General features: G+C 63.1%; 27 protein-coding genes. 1 reads left to right on the forward strand and 26 read right to left on the reverse strand.

Annotated elements, in window-relative coordinates:
• Window positions 1-28: 28 nt before the first annotated feature.
• From G3A50_RS02105 to G3A50_RS02125, 5 genes are read right to left on the reverse strand one after another with little or no spacing between them, the layout of a single operon-like run.
• Entirely contained in the window at window positions 29-2,692 is a 2,664-nt protein-coding gene (locus G3A50_RS02105) for a glycosyl hydrolase family 28-related protein (protein WP_163073663.1), read from the reverse strand.
• An 18-nt stretch (window positions 2,693-2,710) separates the two neighbouring features.
• On the reverse strand, window positions 2,711-3,388 hold the full coding sequence (locus G3A50_RS02110; protein ID WP_163073665.1) for a hypothetical protein: 678 nt from the start codon (window positions 3,386-3,388) through the stop codon (window positions 2,711-2,713).
• A complete protein-coding gene (locus G3A50_RS02115; RefSeq protein WP_163073668.1) occupies window positions 3,385-5,478 on the reverse strand; it encodes a phage tail protein in 2,094 nt (697 codons plus the stop codon). Before G3A50_RS02115 ends, G3A50_RS02110 begins: the two co-directional genes overlap by 4 nt.
• Window positions 5,478-5,870 carry a DUF6950 family protein gene (locus G3A50_RS02120; protein WP_163073197.1) on the reverse strand — a complete coding sequence of 131 codons (393 nt, stop codon included), beginning with the start codon at window positions 5,868-5,870 and terminating at the stop codon, window positions 5,478-5,480. The genes G3A50_RS02115 and G3A50_RS02120 overlap by 1 nt, the downstream gene beginning before the upstream one ends.
• Window positions 5,867-6,445 carry a hypothetical protein gene (locus G3A50_RS02125; RefSeq protein ID WP_163073669.1) on the reverse strand — a complete coding sequence of 193 codons (579 nt, stop codon included), beginning with the start codon at window positions 6,443-6,445 and terminating at the stop codon, window positions 5,867-5,869. The genes G3A50_RS02120 and G3A50_RS02125 overlap by 4 nt, the downstream gene beginning before the upstream one ends.
• An 86-nt stretch (window positions 6,446-6,531) precedes the next feature.
• On the opposite strand from G3A50_RS02125, the gene G3A50_RS02130 reads away from it, so the two are divergent.
• Window positions 6,532-6,954: a hypothetical protein gene (locus tag G3A50_RS02130; protein ID WP_163073671.1), complete on the forward strand. Its 423-nt coding sequence runs from the start codon at window positions 6,532-6,534 to the stop codon at window positions 6,952-6,954.
• Between the two features lie 12 nt (window positions 6,955-6,966).
• Here G3A50_RS02130 and G3A50_RS02135 read toward each other — a convergent pair whose 3' ends face one another.
• The 21 genes from G3A50_RS02135 to G3A50_RS02230 form a co-directional block, all read right to left on the reverse strand.
• Window positions 6,967-8,877, reverse strand: a complete 1,911-nt coding sequence (locus G3A50_RS02135; protein WP_163073673.1) for a phage tail length tape measure family protein — start codon at window positions 8,875-8,877, stop codon at window positions 6,967-6,969.
• Window positions 8,878-9,066, reverse strand: coding sequence for a phage tail assembly chaperone (locus G3A50_RS22955; RefSeq protein ID WP_425483491.1), 189 nt, complete (start codon window positions 9,064-9,066; stop codon window positions 8,878-8,880).
• Window positions 8,988-9,401 carry a hypothetical protein gene (locus tag G3A50_RS22495; RefSeq protein ID WP_246252043.1) on the reverse strand — a complete coding sequence of 138 codons (414 nt, stop codon included), beginning with the start codon at window positions 9,399-9,401 and terminating at the stop codon, window positions 8,988-8,990. The genes G3A50_RS22955 and G3A50_RS22495 overlap by 79 nt, the downstream gene beginning before the upstream one ends.
• Window positions 9,401-9,832 (reverse strand): phage tail tube protein, encoded by a 432-nt coding sequence (locus tag G3A50_RS02145; protein WP_163073677.1) that lies wholly within the window; start codon window positions 9,830-9,832, stop codon window positions 9,401-9,403. Before G3A50_RS02145 ends, G3A50_RS22495 begins: the two co-directional genes overlap by 1 nt.
• A 2-nt stretch (window positions 9,833-9,834) precedes the next feature.
• Window positions 9,835-10,245, reverse strand: coding sequence for a DUF3168 domain-containing protein (locus G3A50_RS02150; RefSeq protein WP_163073679.1), 411 nt, complete (start codon window positions 10,243-10,245; stop codon window positions 9,835-9,837).
• Window positions 10,246-10,247: 2 nt separating this feature from the next.
• Window positions 10,248-10,814 (reverse strand): HK97 gp10 family phage protein, encoded by a 567-nt coding sequence (locus tag G3A50_RS02155; protein WP_246252537.1) that lies wholly within the window; start codon window positions 10,812-10,814, stop codon window positions 10,248-10,250.
• Window positions 10,815-10,906: 92 nt separating this feature from the next.
• Window positions 10,907-11,242, reverse strand: coding sequence for a phage head closure protein (locus G3A50_RS02160; RefSeq protein WP_163073683.1), 336 nt, complete (start codon window positions 11,240-11,242; stop codon window positions 10,907-10,909).
• Window positions 11,239-11,808 (reverse strand): head-tail connector protein, encoded by a 570-nt coding sequence (locus tag G3A50_RS02165; protein ID WP_163073685.1) that lies wholly within the window; start codon window positions 11,806-11,808, stop codon window positions 11,239-11,241. The genes G3A50_RS02160 and G3A50_RS02165 overlap by 4 nt, the downstream gene beginning before the upstream one ends.
• 1 nt (window position 11,809) lies before the next feature.
• Window positions 11,810-12,208 (reverse strand): hypothetical protein, encoded by a 399-nt coding sequence (locus G3A50_RS02170; protein ID WP_163073687.1) that lies wholly within the window; start codon window positions 12,206-12,208, stop codon window positions 11,810-11,812.
• Between the two features lie 72 nt (window positions 12,209-12,280).
• Complete coding sequence (locus tag G3A50_RS02175) at window positions 12,281-13,576, reverse strand: phage major capsid protein (RefSeq protein WP_163073689.1); 1,296 nt, start codon at window positions 13,574-13,576, stop codon at window positions 12,281-12,283.
• Window positions 13,577-13,603: 27 nt separating this feature from the next.
• Window positions 13,604-14,323 carry an HK97 family phage prohead protease gene (locus tag G3A50_RS02180; protein WP_210255202.1) on the reverse strand — a complete coding sequence of 240 codons (720 nt, stop codon included), beginning with the start codon at window positions 14,321-14,323 and terminating at the stop codon, window positions 13,604-13,606.
• Window positions 14,323-15,579 (reverse strand): phage portal protein, encoded by a 1,257-nt coding sequence (locus G3A50_RS02185; RefSeq protein WP_246252045.1) that lies wholly within the window; start codon window positions 15,577-15,579, stop codon window positions 14,323-14,325. The genes G3A50_RS02180 and G3A50_RS02185 overlap by 1 nt, the downstream gene beginning before the upstream one ends.
• Window positions 15,576-17,297, reverse strand: coding sequence for a terminase large subunit (locus G3A50_RS02190; protein WP_163073691.1), 1,722 nt, complete (start codon window positions 17,295-17,297; stop codon window positions 15,576-15,578). The genes G3A50_RS02185 and G3A50_RS02190 overlap by 4 nt, the downstream gene beginning before the upstream one ends.
• Entirely contained in the window at window positions 17,297-17,791 is a 495-nt protein-coding gene (locus G3A50_RS02195; RefSeq protein ID WP_163073693.1) for a hypothetical protein, read from the reverse strand. The genes G3A50_RS02190 and G3A50_RS02195 overlap by 1 nt, the downstream gene beginning before the upstream one ends.
• 88 nt (window positions 17,792-17,879) lie before the next feature.
• The gene (locus G3A50_RS02200) at window positions 17,880-18,239 is read right to left on the reverse strand and encodes an HNH endonuclease (RefSeq protein WP_163073695.1); all 360 of its coding nucleotides are present in this window, start codon (window positions 18,237-18,239) and stop codon (window positions 17,880-17,882) included.
• Between the two features lie 104 nt (window positions 18,240-18,343).
• Window positions 18,344-18,904, reverse strand: a complete 561-nt coding sequence (locus G3A50_RS02205) for a hypothetical protein (protein ID WP_163073697.1) — start codon at window positions 18,902-18,904, stop codon at window positions 18,344-18,346.
• A gap of 115 nt (window positions 18,905-19,019) precedes the next feature.
• Window positions 19,020-20,105, reverse strand: coding sequence for a helix-turn-helix domain-containing protein (locus G3A50_RS02210; RefSeq protein ID WP_163073699.1), 1,086 nt, complete (start codon window positions 20,103-20,105; stop codon window positions 19,020-19,022).
• Entirely contained in the window at window positions 20,102-20,266 is a 165-nt protein-coding gene (locus tag G3A50_RS02215; RefSeq protein WP_163073701.1) for a hypothetical protein, read from the reverse strand. Before G3A50_RS02215 ends, G3A50_RS02210 begins: the two co-directional genes overlap by 4 nt.
• Before the next feature lie 102 nt (window positions 20,267-20,368).
• Window positions 20,369-21,163, reverse strand: a complete 795-nt coding sequence (locus tag G3A50_RS02220) for a hypothetical protein (protein WP_210255203.1) — start codon at window positions 21,161-21,163, stop codon at window positions 20,369-20,371.
• On the reverse strand, window positions 21,163-21,480 hold the full coding sequence (locus G3A50_RS02225; RefSeq protein WP_163073703.1) for a TSCPD domain-containing protein: 318 nt from the start codon (window positions 21,478-21,480) through the stop codon (window positions 21,163-21,165). Before G3A50_RS02225 ends, G3A50_RS02220 begins: the two co-directional genes overlap by 1 nt.
• Window positions 21,477-22,508 (reverse strand): DNA-methyltransferase, encoded by a 1,032-nt coding sequence (locus tag G3A50_RS02230; protein ID WP_246252049.1) that lies wholly within the window; start codon window positions 22,506-22,508, stop codon window positions 21,477-21,479. The genes G3A50_RS02225 and G3A50_RS02230 overlap by 4 nt, the downstream gene beginning before the upstream one ends.
• Window positions 22,509-22,535 lie beyond the last annotated feature (27 nt).

The following is a 22,535-nucleotide window of genomic DNA, read 5'->3' on the forward strand; positions in this document are numbered from 1 at the left end:
CGGGGACTTGAAAGAGAAGGTGACGACCTTACGAGTCGACGAAGTACTCCACGTTCATGGAGATGCCTTGCCCCGACGCGACGGGGTAGGACCCGAGCGCCTTAAACAGCACCAGCGTCGTCGACCCCGCGGGAAGCGTGCCGAGCACGATTTCCTTGGTAACGGTATTGCTGCCAATAAAGGTCATGTAGTTTCTCGGGGCATAGGGCATGGTCACATTGACGACCCCTGTTCCGTCCCCGTTGTCCGGGACGGACACAAACAGATTTCCCTTGATGACGTTATTGGGCGCCTGCACGCAGTCAAATCCTGCCGTGCCGCCCGCACCAAAAGACCCATAGAGCGGGGCCGCCACCACTGCTCTGTAGCCGTTATAAGGCCCGGCGATGAAGGGGATTCCAGTGTCACGCGGCGTCACCATGGTCCCCACGAACCCATCTGATGCTGCAGTACTATCAAGAACCGCCGTACCGCCATAAATGGTGGATGTATCCCCCGGCTCGCGCTTGAACACATCCTGACCATAGGCGTTGCCGGTGGACTGAATGTATTCGGCGTGGATGGTGAGCGACCCGCCGGCCTCCGGCCCGCAATGCATGATCGACTCGGTCGTATAGCCGGTATAGGTGCGCAGGCAGAAGCCGGAGAGGATGCAGTCCCGATCATGCGGGGCGAAGAGGATAGCGTCCTCTGTTCCCGATCCTTCGAACAGAACCTCGAATTCTATATCCTCAAGGCTTCCCGTGGGATGCAACTCTGAGAATTCGAAGATGATATGCGTCGGTCCGCCGAAATTGACCGAATAGCAATCCCGGTAATGGGTGCCCTTCGGGTCCACGATATGAAGCGTAGGCCCGGTCTGCGTCCGGTGCATGATGCCCCCGCCGGAGAATGTCGGCAGGGCCGTCGTGTCGATATCCGTGGTGATCGTCGACCCGACGATGCTGGTGATCGTGCCGGTGAGCTTGTCGAGCCCGGCCATGCCCACGCCAGTGAACCCGATCTTCTTCCCGACCTCGAACGGCGTGGGATAGTCGACCGTGATGACCGCGTTCAGCGCATTGGTTACCCCGAGTACATTGGTCGAGTGGTCGACCGCGATATAGGCCCATACGGAATGATCATAGCTGTTGTGGATAAAGGAATGCGACCCGGTAAGAAGTGTCGTGAATTCCGATGTCATCGCGAATACGTTCGCACCCTGATGGATCGCGACAGCGTCCGCATCAGGGTTGAACTGATACCAGCGGCAATAGATCTCCTTGGAGCTTTCCTGCGCATACTTGTTGTAGACGGCCTTGCTGAAATGACCGTCCGACGAACATTGAAAATACAGGGCGCCACCCGAAAAACCGGTAGTGGCCGAACGTGCCGCGACCCACGCGTGAGAAGGCATGTTCGCGCGGTCACCATGAAAGTGGATATTGGACAACGTATAGCCGCGCGACCCGCTGAGATCGAGCATCGGCTTGCCCGTGCACTTACCGATCAATACGAGGTTCTGGAGACGAAGATTCCATGCCGTGATGTCGGTCGCATTGATGCTATCCGAAACGACATAGGTGCCACCCTGACCGTCAAAGACAAAATCACAGGCGCTCATTCGAGCCGAGGTGAGGCCGCTCAGGAAGGAAACACGGACCCGTATCGCATCCAGCGCGGCATTGATCGCGGCAGCGTCATCCGCGACCCCATCGCCGACCGCGCCGAAATCCAGAGGGCAGATGACGAAGTTGGCGTCGAACCGGGTCTTTTTCCACCAGGCGCCATCAACGGATTGGAGCGTTCCGTTCATGGCATCGGAGCGAATCCAATAGGACCCTTTGCCATCATGTGGCGCGTCTTCGCCAAGCACGCGGACCGCGTCAGGCGTCGCGGCGATGGTGGCGGCCTCGAAATCCCCGATCGTGGAGAAGGTCAGGCTTGATGCGGCCCCGATCTCGGATTCGATTGCAGCCATGCGCGAGCCAAGATCCAGGCTCTCGATCGCGCCGATGCGGGAGGTAAGGCTGGAGACGTCCGGCGACCACAGCTCGGCATCGGTGACATCAGCGAGGGCCAGCACCTCGACATCGGTCTTCTGCGTCGTGCCCCATGTCTCGACGTAAAGGCGGGCATAGCGTGCACTGGAGGGTGCAATGGCGTCGATACCGGAGCCGGCGGATGCCGCGATCTGCTTTTCGGTTGATACCCGACCATCGGACACCGTCAGCTCGTCCCACAGCATGAGAGTGGTCGACGAAATGTAGTCCCCCGGCGCCGCATACCACGCGGCCTTGAGCGCCACGGCGTCACCTGCCGGATCAGGCGTATCGATGCGGCGCTGGACGACTGCGCGGGCGCGATAGGTGCGGCCGGGTTCGATCGCCTGAAACCCCCGATGGGCGATCTTCGCCGCCCCGGTCAGACGCGTCACCAGCCCCCGATCCGCCGTGATGATCCACGACTCCGGAACGGATGGCGCGGCATTCTCACCACCGATGATATCGCTCACGAACCGTTCAGGCCCGCTCCCCGGCCGCCATAGCGGCGTCGCATCCAGGCGCAGGCGGATCGGGGGTTCGTTGATCGCCGTCTGGATATCCGGCGATATGTCGACCAATGCATCAAGCGTGGCGAAGGCCGAATTGATCTTCTGACGCGTATAGGCGGCCGCCTCGCCAGGGACGAGCGGAGGAAAACTGACAGTCATTGTGAACCCCTTGAGAGCCTAGATCGCCTCGACGAGCGCCAGCGTCGGATCGGCAAACTTGCCGACATCAAGATCGAGTTGGAGGGACGACGGGTCCTCCGGCACGGTCAGCAAGGCCAGATACCTGAAGTCGGCGACCATGCCAGTTGTCAGATCGTCACGAACTGGAGGAAGAACTACGAGCGTCCATAGAGTCGGCGCATCCAGAGGTTCCTCAAGCCACACCGCACTGTCATCCCACGGAAGGTCGCTCGATAGACGATCGGGCGTGGACAGCGACGGGGTTTTGGCGGCGATGATCATCACCCGGTAGAGCCTCGCGCCGATGGTGAGGTGGGCTCCAATCTCGATATCTAGATTGGACGCCTCGATTTGGATTGTCGTCGACCCGATCGCCGCATCCGCCGCGACACGGGCCTCCTGCACATCGCCAAGCGCGCCATCTGTGCGGTGCATGTCATAGACCCTCACCAGCATATCCTCGCCGGCCGCCAGCCGCCCCGCCATGGCTCGCCATGCCAGAACCTGCGCGCGATTGCGTATGGGGATGGAATAGGACAGGCGCCAGTAGCCCGCGTCGGAATACACCCGCTGCTCAAGCCCCGAGCTGGTGCGCCCGCCAGAGGTGTAGCTGCCGGCAAGGTACGGGTCCGTGATCCGGGTTGGCTTCAGGATTTCAGGCCATTCTACTGTCATGACAGGGTGATCGTTTCCGGGCCATCCGCGGCCGATTGCACACCAGACCCGTTTTCCGCCTTGACCCAGTAATACCAGGGGCCGGCGCCGGGGCTGTCGTCATAGGAGCCGAGCGCGTTGGGCGCTCCATAGATCGGGCCGGATATGTCGCCTCCGGGCCCGGGGAATGCCCCGGTAGGGCCGCGATAGACGCGGGCGGCGACAACATTCGGCGAATTCGGCATCTTCCAGGTGATGGAGGCGGACGTTGTCCCCGATAGGCTAGTGATGACGGGTGCCGCGGGAGCCGCGCTGTCCGCAGTCGCCGTTACGCCGGAAATCGTTACCCATCCGGAGGCGCTACCGACGCCGACATTGCGCCCGCGCACGTCATAGGTGGCGCCATTGGCGAGGCCGAGTACCAGCAGGCGCTGCTCGCCATCGTCCGCCGACCCGCCCGGCTGCCATATCCCATCCGACTGGTTGGCATACTGCACTTCAACGCGGATGCCCGGCCGGCTCGCCTCGGTCCATGTGGCGATGATGGCGGGCGTGGATACCCCGTCAGAAACCGCGATCGAACTCCCCGTCGCCGCAAAGTCGGCAGGAACCGGCAGTGTCGATTCCGGCACCGCCTCGGCGGCGGTCGGCGCGGTACCTTCCTCTGTCGCGGGGTCGAAGGTGTAAGCCGCCGCCGAGAACGAGGCGATGCCGAGCACAACCGTCATCGACGCCATGTCGAACTCGACGCCGGACACCTCGAACGTCTCGTCGATCTCCATGTCGGCGATCTGCACCCGGATCCACCTTTGGTCCCAGGCGCGCAGGCCAGCCAGCGTGGTCTTGATCTTGCCTTGCCAGCGCGGCGAGCCACGAAACGCCGCGATCTTCATCAGTCGGCGGGCGAGGTTGTGGTGCTGGACCTCATAGGCCTCGATAGGCACCGACCGGACCTCGCCATAATCGGAGATCTCGTCCTCGATCCGCCACGGCTCGGCCTCCACCTCGGCCCAATATTGGCTGGTGTCGGTGTACTTCAGTCTGTACTCATTGGCCTCGCGTAGCGGCCCCCCACCATCGGATAGGTCGATATCGATGATCTGTTCATCGGTAATGGTGACGGTCGGCTCCACCCACACCCCGACCGAAAATCCAATCTTGCCGTTAGGCTTGAGCCGGATATCGCCGTCGCACATCGTGATGAAACGCGACAGGACGCTCTGCGGCTCGGCGTCATACTTGTAGCTGAGCGCGCCGTAATAGCGCGGGATTGTGCCCCCTACCTTGATCGGCACCGGCACATCAGAGGCATCGGCCGCAGCGATGAAATCGGCATCGTCGATATAGGCCGGGTCGATCTGCAAGCCATCCACATGGGTCAGGTAGTCGCGAAGGCCAAGAGCCAAGTTTGCGGTGTAGCCTACGCTCGCGGTGCGCGGGTCGTAGACCTCAGCCCCTTCGAAAATCCCCTGAAGCTCGGGAAAGCGATTGGGATAGGTAGCTGAAAGCTGTTCGGGCTCGGTGTTGCGCGCCCGCAGATAGGCGTGAGCGACGCCGTCGCCGCGATGATCCGTGGTCCAATATGGCGACCCCAAAGCCGACACGAGGCTACTATAGGCCGTCTGCGAGGCATCGCCGGGCCGGTATTCGATCCTTACCGTATTGGCTGGATAGGGCGCCGAAGTCACCCATCCCGCCCCGTCAACAGCGACACCGCGCCCATCGATCACCCAGCCGAGTTGCGCGTGCATCTTGTGGGAGGCGAAGGCGATCACCCGGTGCAGGTCCCCGTCCTTGGCCTCCGTCATCGCCATCGACCCGCCGACCAGCACATGCCCGTAATGGCGCCAGCGCGACCCCACAGAGTTACGCAGCGTGGTCTTGACCTCCTGCGGCGTCGGCGCGCGGGTGGATGGCGCCAATAGTGCGGCGGCGAGATAGCTCACGCCCACGCTGATGCCGAGCGTGATCAGGCTTGATGCCGCCGCGATCACGCTGGCGGATGTGGAGGCGGGCAAAAACGCAAAGGCGATCAGCGCTCCTAGCCCGGCATCCGCCGAAGCCGGAACGGTCAACGCCAGAAGCACCATCACAGTCAGAGCGGCATACATCAAACGCTCCACATCGCGACAGGATGGACAGAGGACGTCACCAGCACGCTATGGTCCGATTTGATCGCCCAGCGCAGCCCGGGCGTGCAAATTGCCGCCAGGTGCGTTCCCTGTGCCCGTACGATCGCGAATGCGCCCGGCGCGGGGTCATCGATCCGCGCGGCATCGACAGATCGCGCCAGCCGCGCCACCAGCCTCAATAGCCCGCCTTCTCGATCAAGCCGCGCGTGACAGCTCTCCCGGCTGTCATAGGCGCCACGCAGATGGGCGGCCGGATCGATGCCGTGATTGGCAAGCCACCAGTCCGCGATCACAAGCGAACAGTCGAAATACCCCCATACGAAAGGCTCGGAGGCCATGCGTCGCAGGAACGCGGGGAGATCCGCCCTCATGGCCATGTGACCACCTTGCCCTCGATCCCCGCGACTCGGTCGAAGAACCGGTCACCGGGGGACCGCGCTTTCTGATCGCTATCCGTGTAAAACCCGTGACGGGGGCGGCGATTATTGATGAAAGGCCCTTCAGCCCTGATTGTCACCGTCCAGACATGGCGCTTTCCGCTATCGTCCCATTGCCGGTTTGCCGACATCGTCTTGAGCTGGGCGAAGCGGAAGGGCATGGGGGCGTCAAGGACCTGCCACTCTTCATTAAAGAACTGCCAGTGTACGATGACGACGCTATTGTACCAGTTCGCGCGATCGCCTTTCACCTTGGCGGCGAAATCAGGATCGACCCCGGATACGGTCAGATCAAGCGGCGGGGCGGCACCGTTGACGGCCTGGCTCAGCCCCGAAATATCGCTCACCACCCGCAGCGGATACCAGAGCTGATCATCCGAGGTGCGCAGCACACGGTGCCCATTCCATACCCGCTTGGTTCCCGTCGGAAAGTCGAACCGCACGAGGATGCCGCATCGCACCGTCCGCCCCGCCAGCTGTGCGGCGATGGCGCTAGAAAAATCGACCATGGATATGATGCCCTTGGCGCACGCCTGCTTACGCACCCGAGGAAAGGATGCTTAAGTTGACGCATGGAAATGACCGGGGAAGCGGGATGAAATCAATTACAAAAGTTGCCGTGGCAGCAATGCTTGCCGCAGGAGCATGCGCCAAGCCGGCATCGCAGATCACTTCGGCCTATGTCTCGCCTATACCTTATGAAAACTATGACTGTGAACAGATCGCCGCCGAAGCCACGCGGGTTTCCGACCGGCTGTTGCCCCTGACCGATATTCAGAACAACAAGGCTACCAGCGATGCCATTGCGACAACGGCAGCCATTGTCGTTTTCTGGCCTGCTGCATTCCTCGTCCGTGGCGATGATCAGGCCAGTTATGAACTGGCGCGGCTGAAAGGCGAGATGGAGTCACTCAAGGCAGCATCCGTGTCCAAGGGCTGCAACATTGAGTTTCGCGAACCCCCGCCACCGCCAACAGCAGAGGAACTAAAGGCGAGACAGGAGGATTTCAGGCGGTAGCCTCCACCATGCTTACCCCGTTCCCCTCTGTGCCCCGGATCTCACCTGATCTTCAGATACCCACCCGGACACACCGCCGCGTACCTGGGCCACAACGCGCCTGTTGTTCTCGTCGAGGATGCGGCGGAACTGCTGCTCGCTCATCTGAGAGCCGCGCGCGTCGATCTGATACACCGGGGCAAAGGTTTCGGAGGATTGGCCGCGCGCATGGTTCGGGGCGATGCGGCCGGAGACGTTGGGAATAAATGTCTCCGGCCCGCGCTCGCCTACCGTATAGGCCTGCCCTCCCTGCACCGGACCGCCGCCGGCGCGGCCGAACAGGCCCGAGAACAGCCCGCCGAGAAGACCGGCATCCGCCGTTCCCGATTTACCGAAGAGGTTTGTCACGGCACTCTGGAGGCCGATGTCGATCACCGAATCCAGCACCCTCCCGAGGGCGTTTTTCAGTGCATCGGCGGCATCGACACCGTTGCGGATATCCTGGGAAAATCCTGACAGCACATTGGAGGCCCGCGAGCGCATCTCGTCCATCTGCTGGATCGCCTGCTGCTGCGCGGCCTGCATGTCGTAGAGGTGGCCGGCGAGGCCCGCGATCTGCTGCCCATATTGCGACGTGATATCGACGCCGGCGGCAGCCACCGCATTGTAAATCTCCTGCTCGCGCGCCGTCCGGCCCAGTTGCTCGGCCTCGAATGTCAGCCCGTCGATGACCTGATTGATCCGTTCCTGATCCCGCTCGGTAGATCTCGCGCCGCGCTTCGCCGCGCGTGTTGCTTCCCGCTTGGCGCGCTCGTCGGCGAGCTTCTGCTCCTCCGTATTGATGCGCGTGAGGCTGGCGGCATAGGTCTCTTCGGCCGATTTGCGCGCCGCCGCATCGGGCGCCGTGAACATGGCCTGAGCGAAAGCCGCATCGGCCTGCTGGCGCGGCGACAGGTCGGGAAGGGCGATCTTCGACAGGTCCTCGATCGCCGCCCGGTAGTCCTGTATCGCCTGCGCCCCGACCGAGGCCGAGCCGGTGATTGCATCGAGACCGCGCCGCATGGCATCAAGGGCGCCGCCAGCCCTGTCGGCATCGCCTGTCAGATCCAGCACTCGGGCGGCCAGTTCCTGCAAGGCCTTGTTTGTCGGGTCCGCATTGGCGATAGCAGCCACCGAGCGCCGAAAGGCGGCGATATCAGGCTCACCCTCGCGCGCCGTCTTGCGCAGCTCGATGATTGCATCCCGGAACGGGGCGAACTCGGCGTCGACCTTGAACAGGCTCTGCCCATGCGAGCCAATACGCCCGCCAAGATCCCTCAACACCGATTCGACCTCGCTTTGTAGCGAGGCCGCCAGCTGCGCCACCGAGGCGCGGGCCTGCGTCGCGAGGACATCACTGCTCTGCCGGGAATACTGCTCCAACCCGGCGGCGGCATCGCCATAAGCCTCCTTGATGCTCGATATCAGCGCCTTATGCTCTTTCAGCGTCTCGTCGAGATCCTTGGTCCCGCTCGACAGGCTGGTAAGATACTGCACCCCGACGCCGCCAAGGGTGATCAGGGCGATGGTCGCCAGCGACACCGGGCTGACGACCGACAGGAACGCCGCGCCAAGCGCCTTGACCGTACCTCCCAGCCCACCCTGTCCGCCACCGAGCGCCGCCGAGATCTGCGTCCCCTGCTGGAGCGCAACCGTGAAAGGAGAGGTGCCGGACTGAAGCTGCACAGCGATATCCTGAAACTGGGCAGCCAGGTTCGCGGTCTGCACCGAGCTTTTACCCATCGCGTGGCCGAGCCGCTCCACCTGCTTCTCTGGGCGGGTGAAGGCCTTCTCGCTGTCGTTCGCGACGTTGTTCACATCGACGCCGAACTTCTTCAGCGCGCGCACCGCCGAGCGGGTGTCGGCGCTGATGCTGAGCACCATCTGTTCAATATCGGTAGCCATCTAGCCATACCTGCGCTGCAGTTCTTCCAGCCGCTCACGCGACGGTGGATCGATGCGTTTCTTGATGCCGTTTACCTCGCACCATCCGTCATGCGCGGCGAAAAACTCGTTCAGGGTCGCGGCCCAGAAGACGGCGGGCGGCCATCCGAGGGCGCCGAAGGCGAATTGCTGCCAGCGCCGCCAGGGGATTGGCCCATGCTCTCCCCGGCGGCTTCCGCGTTTCCCTCGGGGGTATCCGCGTGCAGCATCATCGCGGCCAGAAACGCCGTCTTGCAGGCCGGCAGGTCTCTCAGGGTGAGCGCCTTCATCGCCTTGCCCACATCCCCGCGGACCGTCAGGCATTCCACCCCGGCGAGGAGCGCATTGATCTCGACATTGGCGAGCTTCATGTAAAGCTCGCCGAAACTCTGGCATCCGAGTTTCGACGACACCTGCGCCAGCCCGCCCATGGTGGCGGCGATGACCAGTTCGACGCCGCCGATCTCGAGCGGAACTTCGCCCTTTTCGCTGTTATACGCCGGCATCACGCTTCCGCCGTGAACGTCAGTGTCCCGGCGTCGGTCGGAACCCAGGTGGCGGAGAACGCCATCTTTTCCTCCATGTCGCCGCTGAGCTCGAAATCGGCCACCATGAAGGGACCCTCGAACACGCCGTATCCGACCACCCGGATCTGGTAGTTGGTCACCCGCTGCAGTCGCGCATCATCCGCGACCGCCACCCCGCTATCGGAACTGACAAACAGCCCGTCGCCGCTGAAGGTCAGGGTCTGCCGCCCCGGCGCCGCCGTCGCCACGATGGGGGCGGAAGGGTCGTCGCAATCGGGAATGGTAGTGTCGATCTGAGCATTCGACATCTGCAGCGAGCGGGTGCGCACGCCGCATACCGTCGAGAAGGTCTCGGGCGAGTCGCCATTGGAGCGCTTGATATAGAGTTCGCGGGCATTTTCGAGAGACATGATCAGCCCTCCTCCGGGCCGTAGTGGTTGACGCGTAGGGTGACGACGCCATGAACGAACTCGTCATTGTCGCCGTCGGCATAGAGGCGGGTCGCGGTGATCACGGCATGGGCGCCGTGCCGGCCGCTCACCGCGAGATCCTTGAGATGCAGCGCCAGCCGGATATCCGAAATGATCTCCTTGGCCTGCAGGCGGCTGCCGCCGGATGTCCACACATGCAGGGTGATCGTTTCCTCGAGCCCGCTCACGCACTGCACATCGTCAGGCACGGTGTCGCTGTCGCCGAGTTCGACATAGGGCACCGGCGTGTCCTGCGGCGCGTCCGCCAGTACCGGCACGCCGACAGCCGGCGACGCGCCCCCGGCGAGCACCTCATAGACCGCCTTCTGCAGGTCCCATGATCCGTCCGACATCGCTATTTCCCGAAGGTCTTCTTGAGCGATTTGTTGATCGCCCGCGCGACGCGCGAGCGGATGCGTTTGCTCATCCCACGATAGGTCGGGAAGATATGCGGGCGCCTGGTCGATCCGGGGTGCTTCACCCGCGCGGCGTAGACCTGCGTCCCGTCGGAAGCCGTGAACGCCAGCCGCCGCGCTTTATTTGGCTTTATGATGTGCCCCTTGGTGCCGAACTCGATAAACCGCCACCTGAAATCCGCGAAGATTCCCCAGGCATGAGGATCCTTGGTCCGCTGGATCCCAATGGGAGCGCGGCCGTCATTACGCCCGGCGATTTTCCCGGCCTCGATCGAGGCCGCATACTTGCCCGTCTTTCTTGGCGCCCGCGCGCGGATCGCCTCCGCAAGCTCCTTGGCGCCGATCTCGATCGCCTTGGCGTACTCCACCTCGGCATTCGGCACGACCTCGCGGATCTTCTTCAGCAGCGCATCGCGGCCGATCATCCTGGCCTTAAGCGCCATCGAACGTGCACCGGGTGCCATGGGCGACGATGAAATCCACAACCCAGCCCAACGTGCGTTCACGCCTATCAACCAGGTTGATGATGGGCGCCGTCCATGTAAGTGCCCATAGCAGAGGCTTCACCCGCCAAGAGAACTTGACGCGGACAGCAAACTCAATTTGTGCCATCGGCCTCGACGCCCATTTCCAGCATGTCGTGGCGTTGGTCCGGGTTGGCCACGGAACGGATGTTGTAGATCACGCCATCCAGCACCACCCGGTCCTTCTGCGTGATCTCCCGTGTGGCCTGCGAGGAACGGATGCGCACGACGCCACCGAACATGCTGGCCAGCCGCCCGGCCTGCAGCCGCTCGCGTGCGCGCTCGGGCGAGAACTGCGCCCAGACTGTGATCAGCTCCGACCACACCAGAACGTTTCCCCCCGCCCCATCAGGCGCGGGGGTCGACCGCTCGAAGCGCGCGCGCTTGTTCAGATCGCCGGCACGCGTCATGCCAGCACCTTGAACGGCATCAGCAATGCTTCGACTGCGAAGGGAAGCTCGACTTGTGGCCTGTTGCTCGCCGCCTCTCGATTCCCGTACCACTGGCCAACCAGCATGAGGATCGCCAACCGGATCGGCGCGGGAATATGGCCGGCCTCATAGCCCGCCTTGTAACGAATGCGCACGGCCTCTGGCACGTCGGCGGTGGAAGGCCATGTGAAGCCCGGAACGGGATTGATGCCGATATCACCGATAAGTCGGTATTGCTCCGGTTCTATCGCGCGCTCTACGCCGCTCGTGTCGACATAGGAGACCGCAACCACCTCCGCGACCGGCCGGGCGGGAAGCATGATGACACCGAGGCCCCGGTCATCGAAACATCGTCCGGTCACCTCAAGCGTCTGCATACCCAACGATCTGCCGAGCCACCCGGCCGGACCGCCTATCCACCCGGCTGCGGCGGCGACGAGTCCCTCAAGATAGCCGTCATCATCGCCACCATCGACGCGAAGATGTGCCTTCACGTCAGCGATAGGGAAAAGCTCGCCGGGCGGATCGATGATGACGGCTCGCATGTCACTCACCCTTGTTTTTCGGCGCCGGCTCCGCCTTGTTCTTGGCTGGCGGTTCCGCCTTCTCAGTCGGCGGCGGCTCACCGCGCGGCCCATGGGCGGGTTCACCCTCGCCCTCGGTATCGCTGGAATTGGTGAGCGCTTTCTCGCGGTATGCAACCGCGTCCCGCAGCTCTTCGAGGCTCCGGCCTTCCAAATCCCTGCGTCCCTCGGCGAGGATGTGTTCGACCAGCTCGCCCTTGGTCATCTCTTCCGGCTTGAGGGCGGCGGCATCGGCCGTGTGTTCCTCAAGCACCTTCAGTGCGACCAGATGGCTAGCTTCGGTCTGGTCAAGGTGGCGGGTTTCGCCGGCTTTGTAGAAGCGATCACCTTCGTGCGCCCGAAGTACCTTGTAGGTCTTCATGATTTTCGGTCTCCCAGTTGAAGGGAAGGCCGGCGCAGGCCGCCGGCCCCTAGAGGAAGATCAGGTGACGGATCAGGCGACGCGCCCGAAATCGCCATACACGAATGCCTCAGGCCGATAGACAGCGAGTGCCAGGCGCTCCTCGCAGAGCATCGTGATCAGGTTCTTGATGAAGTCGTCTTCGTTCTCGGTCGCGATCTCGACGCGGGCGAGCCAGCGATCGAAGATCTGCGCACCAAGACGGAAAGCACCCGTAAGGTACTTATCGACCGCCATTGCCTGTGTCTGCACCACCGGAAGCCCCCACAGCGTCGGGGCGATTGCACCCTGCGGATTGCCAATGATGTAGCGACCCGTAGTGTCCTTCAGCGTCTCAACCCACGCCCAATCGATCGGGTTCATGATATGGCCAGTCGCCGGGTATTCCGCCAGCACTGCCTGCAGCATGGCGAGGCGCATCAGGTCGATACTGGTCGGGTCGGTAAGGGTGATCGGAGCGGCAAAGGCGCTCGCCTGCGGGATGATACCGAGCAGGTTCTGCCCCGTGCCGTCGCCGTTGAGAAGCTGCCCCTCCTCCTTGAAGGCGAGCCCATAACGCAGCCGACCGTCGATGTAGGAGGAAATCTGCGCGACGTCGTCGAGGATCTGGCGAGAGGCCTTGGAGTGATGGGCAATCACCTTCGCCGTGGTCGTCACCAGCGCCAGCTTGATATCAGACTGCGGCTTTGCAGCCGCTTCCGCCACCATTCCTGCATTGTTGGTGAACCCGGTTTCCTTGACGTACTCCAGCGCGTTGCCGTCCATGCGACCAGGCGTGATCAGGTCGCGGACGGTCATGCGCCGATCCGGCGGCGCGACGATCCCCGGCAGACGGGTATCGACGCGCGCCGCGCCGGCGGAGCCGGCAGTATCGGTGGTCGCCGAGGTGATCGTTGCCTTGGCCTGCATGTCGACGCGACCGCGCGGCTGTGCAGATCCAAGGAAGTCCTTCACCTTCTGGTCTTCGACAAACAGGTCGCCGATCGACTTTTCTTTGTCAGGCTCGCCGCCGCGCCGGGCAGCCGCGAGCTTTTGCTCGTAGTCGGCGACCTGCTCCATAAGGCTATTCATCTTGATCAGGGCATCGTCCGTCTTTTCCTTGACGGAATTGGTCATATCGATGCCCTTGCCGGCCTCGGAGAGTGCCTTTTCGGCAACCTCCTTCACCTGGTCGAGGGACTTCTGGAAAAGGGTCTTCACCTCGCCGGCAAGCTGCTCGGCACTCTTGGTGCCCTGGTCGTTCGGCGGTTCGAAGCAGATGACGGGAAGGCCTTGACGGTCGGCGACAAGGCGCGCGACACCGCCCGCGAGACGGGTATGGATCTGCATAGTGATATTCCTTTGATTGTCGGGGGATCAGCCGCCCGTGAGCAGTGCTCGCAGGAAATCGGCCCCATTGGTCGCCGTGCCGTCAGGATCCCCCTGACCACGCTTCAGGTTGATGCGCACGGCGCGCTCAGCCTGTGAGTTGGAAAGGCCGAATGGCTCCGCCTTCAGCAACCGTTCCCACTCGCGTTCGGAAAGCCGGTCCCCGGCCTTCAATCTCTCGATCGCTTCAGCCACTTCGGCCTTCACGCTTGTGATGCGCGCCTGGATATTCATCGGCATGGTCACGAGCGAAATCTCGCGTAGGTCGATCGTCTTCAACCGACTGACACCTGGGCGCTTGTCATCTTCGATGATGCCACCCGGCGGGATCCGGTAGCCGATCGACATGCCGCCGAGCGCTTTGGCCTTGAGCTTTCCATAGGCCCGCTGCGCGACGGGATCGCCGTCTAGAATGAGCTGACCTCGCACATAAAGACCCTTCGCGTCTTCGGCGATATCGGTCCAGATGCCGATTGGCTCATCCTGCTTGTGCTGCCAGAGCATTGGAATCGTGCGCCCCTCTTTCTTGGAGCGCACAATGCTCTCGATAAAGGCGCCAGGCTCGACGACATCGCCGCCCTGATCGACGTTGCCGAAGGTCGAAGCATGCCCTTCGAATTCGCCTTCAGAGCCGATCGACTTGGTATCGAGCACGTAGTCATAAGTCTGGGTCATGAAGACCTCCGCATAAGCGAGGCTGCGCGCCATCAGGCCGCTTCGTCCTGATCGGTTTCATCGTCGAGTAGCGGGCCGCCATTATCGCCTATGCCGCGGGCATTGGTGATCGGCTGGTTCTGCACCTGCATGCGGGGCACGTCTCCGCCGGCGACTGGCGCAAGCCCCTCAAGCGCTCGCACCTCATTAATCGTCATGACGCCCGCCCCAAGCATCGACGTATAGAAGGCCGCGCGCGCCGATGAATCGCCACGCAATAGCGCCTCTAGGTTGAATGAAACAGTTACGCCCTTAGCCTTATCGTCGGAGCTCAGCAGTTGCTTGCGAATGGCCTGCTCGATCTTCTTAAGCCGGCGACGAAGCGTGAACTTCTGAAAGGCTAGCACCTGTTGCTCAAGACCAGATCCCCAACTGGTAGACTTGACGGTGTGGCCAACCATGAAGGGCGGAACGCCGAAGATACGGCAGATCTCCTCTACCGAGAATGCCCGGCTTTCGAGCATCTGCGCGTCTTCGGGATTGATCGACAATTTCTCGATCCCCACGTCGCCCTCAAGGCGGATCGGGCGGCCGGCATTCCGCGCGCCTTGATAGCGCTCGACCATATCCAGTTCGACCAATGCCCTCTGTTCTGGGCTCAGAAACTTTCCGAATTTGAAAGCGATCGTCGGGTGTAGCCCGTTCCGGAAGGTCGAGCGGGCGGCGCGGTCGATTGCCTGAGCGACGCCGAAGGTGTTTCGTCCGTGTGCAAGTGTGGACATGCCACCAAGAGCATCGCCGCCAAAGCCGCGCACATGAAAGACACGCTCGGCGGGCTCGACATACGAATATCCCTCTTCGCTCCAGCGATATTCGAGAGTGCCCTCGCGCGTGCGACGAACAGTCACCAGGTCCGGACGGATCGGTACGAGTGAGATGATCTTGGCGCCGTTCCTTTCGATCCTGGCATAGGCATTGCCCCACAATTCGAGGCTGATGCACATGAATTCCCAGAAGTCGATCGGCGTCTGGTCGGCATTGGGGCTCTCGCGAAGAACGCGCTGGAGCGGATGATCTGGCGCCTCTTCGACGGCCCCGCCATTTCCTGCCATCTTCAGGTCTATGGGTAGTGCCGAAATCGTGCCGGCGAGCAGGTTGACGCAAGCCCATGCCGTCGACAGCGCGAGAACATTATCTGCCGTTATACTCTCTCCGGCCGGGAGGGCATCTTCGCCCCGACCCGGCAGGCCCAGGTCGCGCAGCCCGAACGGCCTCACCAGATAGGCGGCAGCTTTCCGAAGCAGCTTCACGATGCCACCGCCATGCTCTTGAGGTAGTCGTCAAGGGATCCGCCGGCAGCCGACGGGTTGCGGCTCATCATCTCGATCGCGTTGAAGGCGGCCATCACCACGTCGATCTTGGAGCTGGCGGTGCGCTTCGTGAGATAGACGTTACTGCCGCGTGCCTCGGCTTGAATGTTGCCGACGCACCAGGTCAGCAGGCTGGAGCCGCAATGCTTGAGCGTTCCGTCCGCGAGCTTGCGCTCGGTACCGAAGATCGCCGACGAGAGGCGATAGCCCTGACTGACGGCTGCGGTGCAGGGCTCGCCGATCTCGTACATCGCCAGCTCCTCGAGCAGCGCCGGCACGCCCGCCGGGTCGAGGCCGATGCCGCCCTTTTCGGGTAGCAGCCCCTTGTCTCGCAGATCGACGATGATTGCTGCCGCCTCTTCCGCGTCCTGCGTGACACGCTCGCAGATGACAAGGTCTCCGGCCTTCTCAAAGTCGCGCAGGCGCTCGGCAATCTCTTTGTGCCGCTCCAGCACGATCGGCTGTGCCCATGCCTTTGCCCACAGCATCCAGTGCCGTGTGACCTTGTGCCGGCCGAGCACGGCGAGACCCCACAGATCGTCAAGGCCGCCGACATCGCCGCCGGCGACGACGACGTCGGAATGTTTCTTGATGTAGTCGAGCGTGATCGCCTGATCGGCAGCCGCCTCCCAATAGTCGGCCCCGACCCAGCGACCGCCATGCATCGCCATGCCGACCTGCACGTTGAGGTGCTGCGATGCCCACTCCCGCGCGGCGCCTTCACCCTTGGCCTGAGCCGTTCGCCACTCTTTCTGCAACCTGTCGAGCGTGAGCGAGCGGCCGAGATTGGGCAGCACAAGGGGCCAGTTGGTAGGATCGTTCCACGGCTTGTCTTCAGCGACCTGCATCTCCTCGGGAAACTCGTAGAGGATCGGCAGCATGCGCACGTCCTCGGTAACTTCCCCGCTGCGAACCTTCCGCGCGTAGTCGAGTTCATCCTTGAATACGCCGAAGGGCGGAACTTCCGACTGCGTCGTGATGATGATCAGCAGGCTTTCATCGTTGGTAACCATACCGCCGCGGATCTGTCCGATGACGCGGCTCGCGAAGCTGCTGTGCGCCATGGCGTGCAGTTCGTCGAGGATCGCGAAGGCGGGGATCGAGCCGGTGACCACCTTCGGATCGAAGCTCTTGATCTTCAGCTTCGCGTTGCGCTTGACACCGGTTGCCGGGTCGACGTGCTGGTCGATGATCGTCTTCTTGTGGTCGATCACCCGGAAGCGGCGCTTGAGGTACTCGTCGGCGCCGATCATGAGGCTTGCCTGCTCGAAGCACTTCTCCGCCACCTCCTGCGTCGGGCCGACGATCATGCCGTCGACGTTCGGGCGCCGGTTCATCATCAGCCAGATTAGACCGAGCGTAGCGGCGTTCGTGGTCTTGCCGTTCTTCTTCGGCACCAGGTTGAAGATCTCGCCGACGAAACGCTTGCCGGTTTCAGGATCAAGCGAGCCGAAGGCGACGCGAACAATGTCGCGCATCCATTCGCCGGCCGCGTCCGCCATGGTCGGCATGCCCTTCACGTCCGGCACGCGAAGCTTGTTGAACAGCGCGACTGCGCAATCCGCCGCCACCTCGTCGAGCGGCAGCGCCGGAATTGGTGTCTCGCCGCGCTTCAGCTTCTCGAACCAGTCGGGGCAGGCGAACACAACATCACCCATCAGTGCCGCCGGTCCATTTTCTCGAAGATGTCGCCATAATCCGCCGGCACATCCTGTGCGTCCTGCAGGCGCTGCTCTTTCTTGCCGAGCGGTACGGCCTTGGCCGCGTCGTCCTCGTCGTCTTCGGTCTGCATCTTGCCGCGCGACCGTGGCGCCTGTGGACCGGCATCGGCGAGCACCTCGCGAAGCTGGCGGATGCTGGCGGCACGCCCCTCGCGTACCTGCTTCAGCAGCACATCCAGCACTAACCCCTCGACGAACAGGCGACCGCCCTCAAGCTCGCGGGAAAAATGTTTCCGCAGCGTCTTCTCGTCGATCCCCATGTCGTCAGCGATTGCCTTCTGCGTCCACCCGGCCGCCACGCGAACCGATACAAAGTCTTGATTATCCTTATCTTTCCTGAATGAGGGCCGCCCGCGCCGATCACGGATCGGGCGCACCGGGAGGCCGAACAGGTCGACCTCCGCCGCCTGCCCCGAAAAATCGTCAGCCATGAGGAAAAAATCTCTGAATGAGGGGGGCGCGGGTACGTACGCGAGGGGCTATTGGGACTTTTTACCCCCCCCTCCCGGTGGCGAGGCATCAGAGGCCGGACCGGCGCTCCTCGGCCTGCTTCACCCGATCATGGCAGGGCTTGCAGAGGGTTTGCAGGTTGCGTTCATCCCAGAATAGCGCCTCGTCGCCACGGTGCTGGCGGACGTGATCGCAGACGAGCTTTGAGGTATTGCCCTCGACCTTGCCGCAACCCGCCATCTGGCAGGTGAAGAGGTCACGGGAGAACACCGATAGCCGCAGGGCGCGCCAACGTGCCGTCTTGTACCAGGCGCGCCATGGCGCCAACGCGGCACGCAGCCGATCACGGTCGGGACCTGTATGCGACTGCACGGCGAGGCGAGAAGGAAGGGACGAGAGGCGCGGCGGCAGAGTGCTCAATCGCGCCATGCCAACCTCCGGATACGACAATGCCCGGCAGCGTCTCCGCTCCGGGCACATCTCCGACAATCTCATTTCGTGCGCTGACTATAGCCCGCATCCGGCCATATTGGTCAATCGTCGGCGTAGACGATTTTCACCTCTTTCTCGTCATACGGCCACGGCGCCTTGCTGTGGGCCGTCTTCCGGGTTCCTGCCCTCTGTGGATATCCCGCGCCGTCCTCATCCATCTTCCAAAGCCTGCACAGGGCCGATAGCCCTTGATTGAGTCGCTCGACCTGCTTCGCCGATGCCGGGAGACCCTTCAACACGACATGCTCCAAAGCCATGAACACCAGCGGCGCATGGTCGATATCGCGCAGGACGCGCATAGCGGCGCCATGCTGCGCAAGCACGCGGTCGTGCATCTCCTCTTCGGTTTCGGGCCGCTCGCTATTACCGGACGCCTCGTCCTGACCGATGCCTGGCGCCACCATGCGCCCCAGGGAACTGCCGCCAACCATCGGTGTGGCCAACACAACATGGAACTGCGTGATGATCGACTGCCAGCGCTCGGCAGCCCAATACTTGGCTTCGGAGATCCGGCCGAGCAGGAACATGCGCCCGATCTCGGTTCCCGCGCGCTGGTCCATCCGGCAGTCTTCGGGCAGAACCGCCCGGTGCGGCTGCGCCATCACCACCTCTCGCTCTGAGCGTTCCAGGATCGCAACCGTCGAACGGGAGAGCTGGCCCGATGCCGTCCTCTTCCCCGCCTTCCTCGGCCTGCCTCGCCTTGCCATCGCCCCGCTCCTATCCGCCGCTGCCCATGTACTTCTCGATCTCTTCCGCGCTCGGCCGATCGTCCGGCGGGCCGGTGGCGTCGGAAGCGCCGTCGCCGTTGCCCGCCTTCGGCGGATAGCGTTGCGGGAAGGTCCGGCCCGGCGCGGCGGAAAGCGTCCACCGGCCAAACTCGTCCTGCACCTGAAGGTGGCGCCCCCGCGTCCAGCGAAGGCCGAAGCCAGCGGCGATAAAGGCGCAACGCCACGCCTCCCACGCGTCAGACTCCTCCTCGACGAAGTGCCAGTCGGTCTTGGTGGTCGCATTGAGCACCCACATCACCGCCTTGCGGACCGGATCGGTCTCCGCCGTCCGCTTCGGCGCCTCGTCGGCCTTGGCGGCCGGCGCCGGCAGGCTGGCCATCGCCTCCCAGCGCCGCTCCGCCAGATAGGTCGAGGGATCGCAGATCCTGCGCCTGGCGGCCCGACAATGGTCCAGAAAGCGCGGCAGCATCGCCAGCGCTTGCGCCCGGTCGGCCGAGGCCAACCTTGCCCATGCCCGCAGCGCCTTGGTACGGCTCGCGGCCGGATCGGCGCCATATTGGGCCCACAGCACGTCGAACTGGGTGTCGGACGCCTCGGCAGGGGTCACACCCTCCTGCCCTTCCCCGTCAGAATTTGAAAACCCATCCCCGGCCCCCTCGGGGGTTTGGGGGGTCTTTTCCTTTGAGGGTTCTTTCTGATGGTTCAAGTCCCCCTGTTTTTGCGGGGTACGTACCCCCTGTTCCTGCGGGGGTGGTACCCCCTGTTTTTGCGGGGTACCCACCCCCGCAATTTGCGGGGTACCCTGCGCCGTCAGAAGAAGGCGAACCATGTCCGTGGTGCGGCGCCCCTTCTTGTCGAATCGCGGCTCACGCTCCAGTAGTCCAAGGCTCTCGAGCGTCTTGATATGCCGGGAAATGCTGTCCCGTGACATCTCTGTCACGTCGGCCAAAGTGGCCTGAGAGGGGTAGCAATAGCCGTCTTCGTCGGCATAGTTGGCGAGCGCCAGCAGCACCAGCTTGGCCCCGGCAGACCCCGCCCGCCGCTTGTTCGACCATGTGATCGCCTCGACACTCATTCCGCCGCCTCCCGGAATGCCGGGCTGACCGGCCAGTGGTTGACGCAGGCGAGCACGATGTCATCGAGTTGCCAGCCGAGCGCGAGCAGAGCCTGGATGCAGCCGGTGGATGAACCGCCGGCACCGCAGAGAAGATCGGCGACGAGGAGCTTGCGGGGCATCAGCGGGCCGCCTTCCGTGAGGATATGAGCACAGACTGATCCGGCACCAGGGCGATGTTCATGACCGCATTTCCGGTCATGAGTTCGAAGTCGATCTCGTAGCTACACACCGCAGGCACCATCGCACTCGTGACCAAAGAGGCCGGCAAAGAGCGGCGCTTCGGGTGCATCGATGTTGGCGCTTGCTAGCGGCTCGCGAGACGGATGCAGGAACAGTTCGCCCCGGAAGCGAGCGACCTGATCAGGCAGGCGCAGCCATTCGTCGAGTGCGATGACGCGCGCCCAATCCTCCGAACAGGATCGACGCCGACGCCACCCCACATTCCCTTGGAAACCGCAATAGATGCAGGCCGACTTCGGCGGTACAGGATAGCCATTTGCCTCCAGCCAAAGCACGCAGTCGCGCCGCGACATCCACTTCTCGATCAATGGATGCCGATTGATGATAAACTGCACGCCGCTAGGGCGCTTGCGCACGGCCTCGTCGGTTGAGATGCCGATCCAGCTTTCCACCGTGCCGGCCCGCACATAGCCGCGCGGCCCAACTGCCAATACTTCGCGGATCTTTCGCCGAATTGGCTTTATCTTGAAGTTTGTCGTGCATTGCCGCTTCGAAAGCCCTCCGGCGCCGACATAACAGGGCACACGGGCGGAATCGTCCCCGCGAAACAGGCTGTCGCTAAGCCGTCCTGCCGTCGTCACATAGACCGGAAACGGGAGCACGTTGGGCGACATGAGCCATTGCAGATGATCGTACACTTCCGCGGGCTCGTCCTGCGTGTCCGCGAAGATGGCGCAATCCGGCATCGGCCCAATTTCGCCATGCGCAGCCATGAGCGCGAGCGTCGTCGATTGCACGCCGGCGCCAAGCGATATGACACGGAGAGGATTATCCATCACGCCGCCTCCTGGCCATCGCCCGCCAACATGTCCACCACGGCGCCGATCGGGCCGAGCGGACGGCCTTCCTCGTCGCGCGCCATGCCGCGGCGGAGAACGGCGGGGCTGATGTCATGCTGAAGCAGGATGGACAGCAGAACGGCGGCATCCGAAGCGTTGACTTCGGCATCCGAGCCCGCCTTCGGCCCGTCGATGAACACCTCACCAACACGCCCGTCGTCATAGAAACCCAGCGTTGCGGTAAAGCTCATGCCGGCGGCAAGAAAGTCGCGGCTCTCGGAGAAGCGCCGCACGGGAAGCGGTTCGCGGCTCATTCGGCGGCCTCCGCGAGATCCGCCGCTTCCTCCATCCCGCCGGGATCGAGCATGCCGATATCCTCGGCGTCACCCGCCCGGGCGCAGTTGCGCCGCGCCTGTGCGAAATAGCTGGGCTTGATCTCGAAGCCGATGCCGCGCCGGCCGGCACGCACCGCGCAGAAGACCTCGGAGCCGATGCCAAGGAAGGGCGTAAGGACCGTATCGCCCGGGTTGCTCCACAACTCGATGCACCGCTCGATCACGTCGAGCTGCAGCGGCGAGATATGCTGCTCGTCCTGCCCGTCCCGGCCGGCGCGGTACTGCAGCGTCCGCGTCTGGTTGATGTCCATCCACACCGGCGAGGCGTAGCGCTGCCAGATCAGCGTCGACACCCATGTCTCGTAAGGCCATGGCCTGTGTCCCGCCTTCAGTCCGGCACACCAGCGGGCATAAGCCTCGCGCGAAAGGTCGATCCCCGCGCCGACGAACCGTTCGAACGGCCCGGCGATCGGCTCGGGGTTGTCGCCCGGCTTGCGGAAGGTCAGCACATAGTCCGCCAGCCCCTGCCCGCTCAGCGCCGAGTCCTTGCAGACCTGCTTGTGCAGCAGCCGGATCGACTTGGTGCGCTGCTGCGCCACCACCGGGTCTTTCCAGATGCAGACCTCGGAATGGTAGATCCAGCCGGCATCCTCATAGGCGCGCACGATCTCGCCGCGAAAATCGCGCATGCCGATATGCCCGTGCCGGATCTTGCTGGTCGGAAGCTGCATGCAGTGCACGCTGTGCAGCCGGCCGGGCATGGTCACGCGCCGCAGCTCGTCGATCAGGAAGGCGTAATGTTCCCAAAACTGCGCCCCCTCGCTGTTGGAGAGGTCGCGGTCGAAATTGGTGAACTTGTAAAGGCCCTCGAAGGGCGGCGAGTGCACGCCAAAATGCACGCTTCCCGTCGGGATGGCGCGGATCAGCTCGCAGGCGTCGCCCTGGTAGATCGCATAGGCATCCGTCACCGTCTGGTCGACGGCGAGTATGTCGGGGTTCACAGACACGAGGTCGCTCCACATTGACACCGTGAC

It is taken from the genome of Ancylobacter pratisalsi, from assembly GCF_010669125.1.
In the GTDB taxonomy this organism is placed as follows: Bacteria; Pseudomonadota; Alphaproteobacteria; order Rhizobiales; family Xanthobacteraceae; genus Ancylobacter; species Ancylobacter pratisalsi.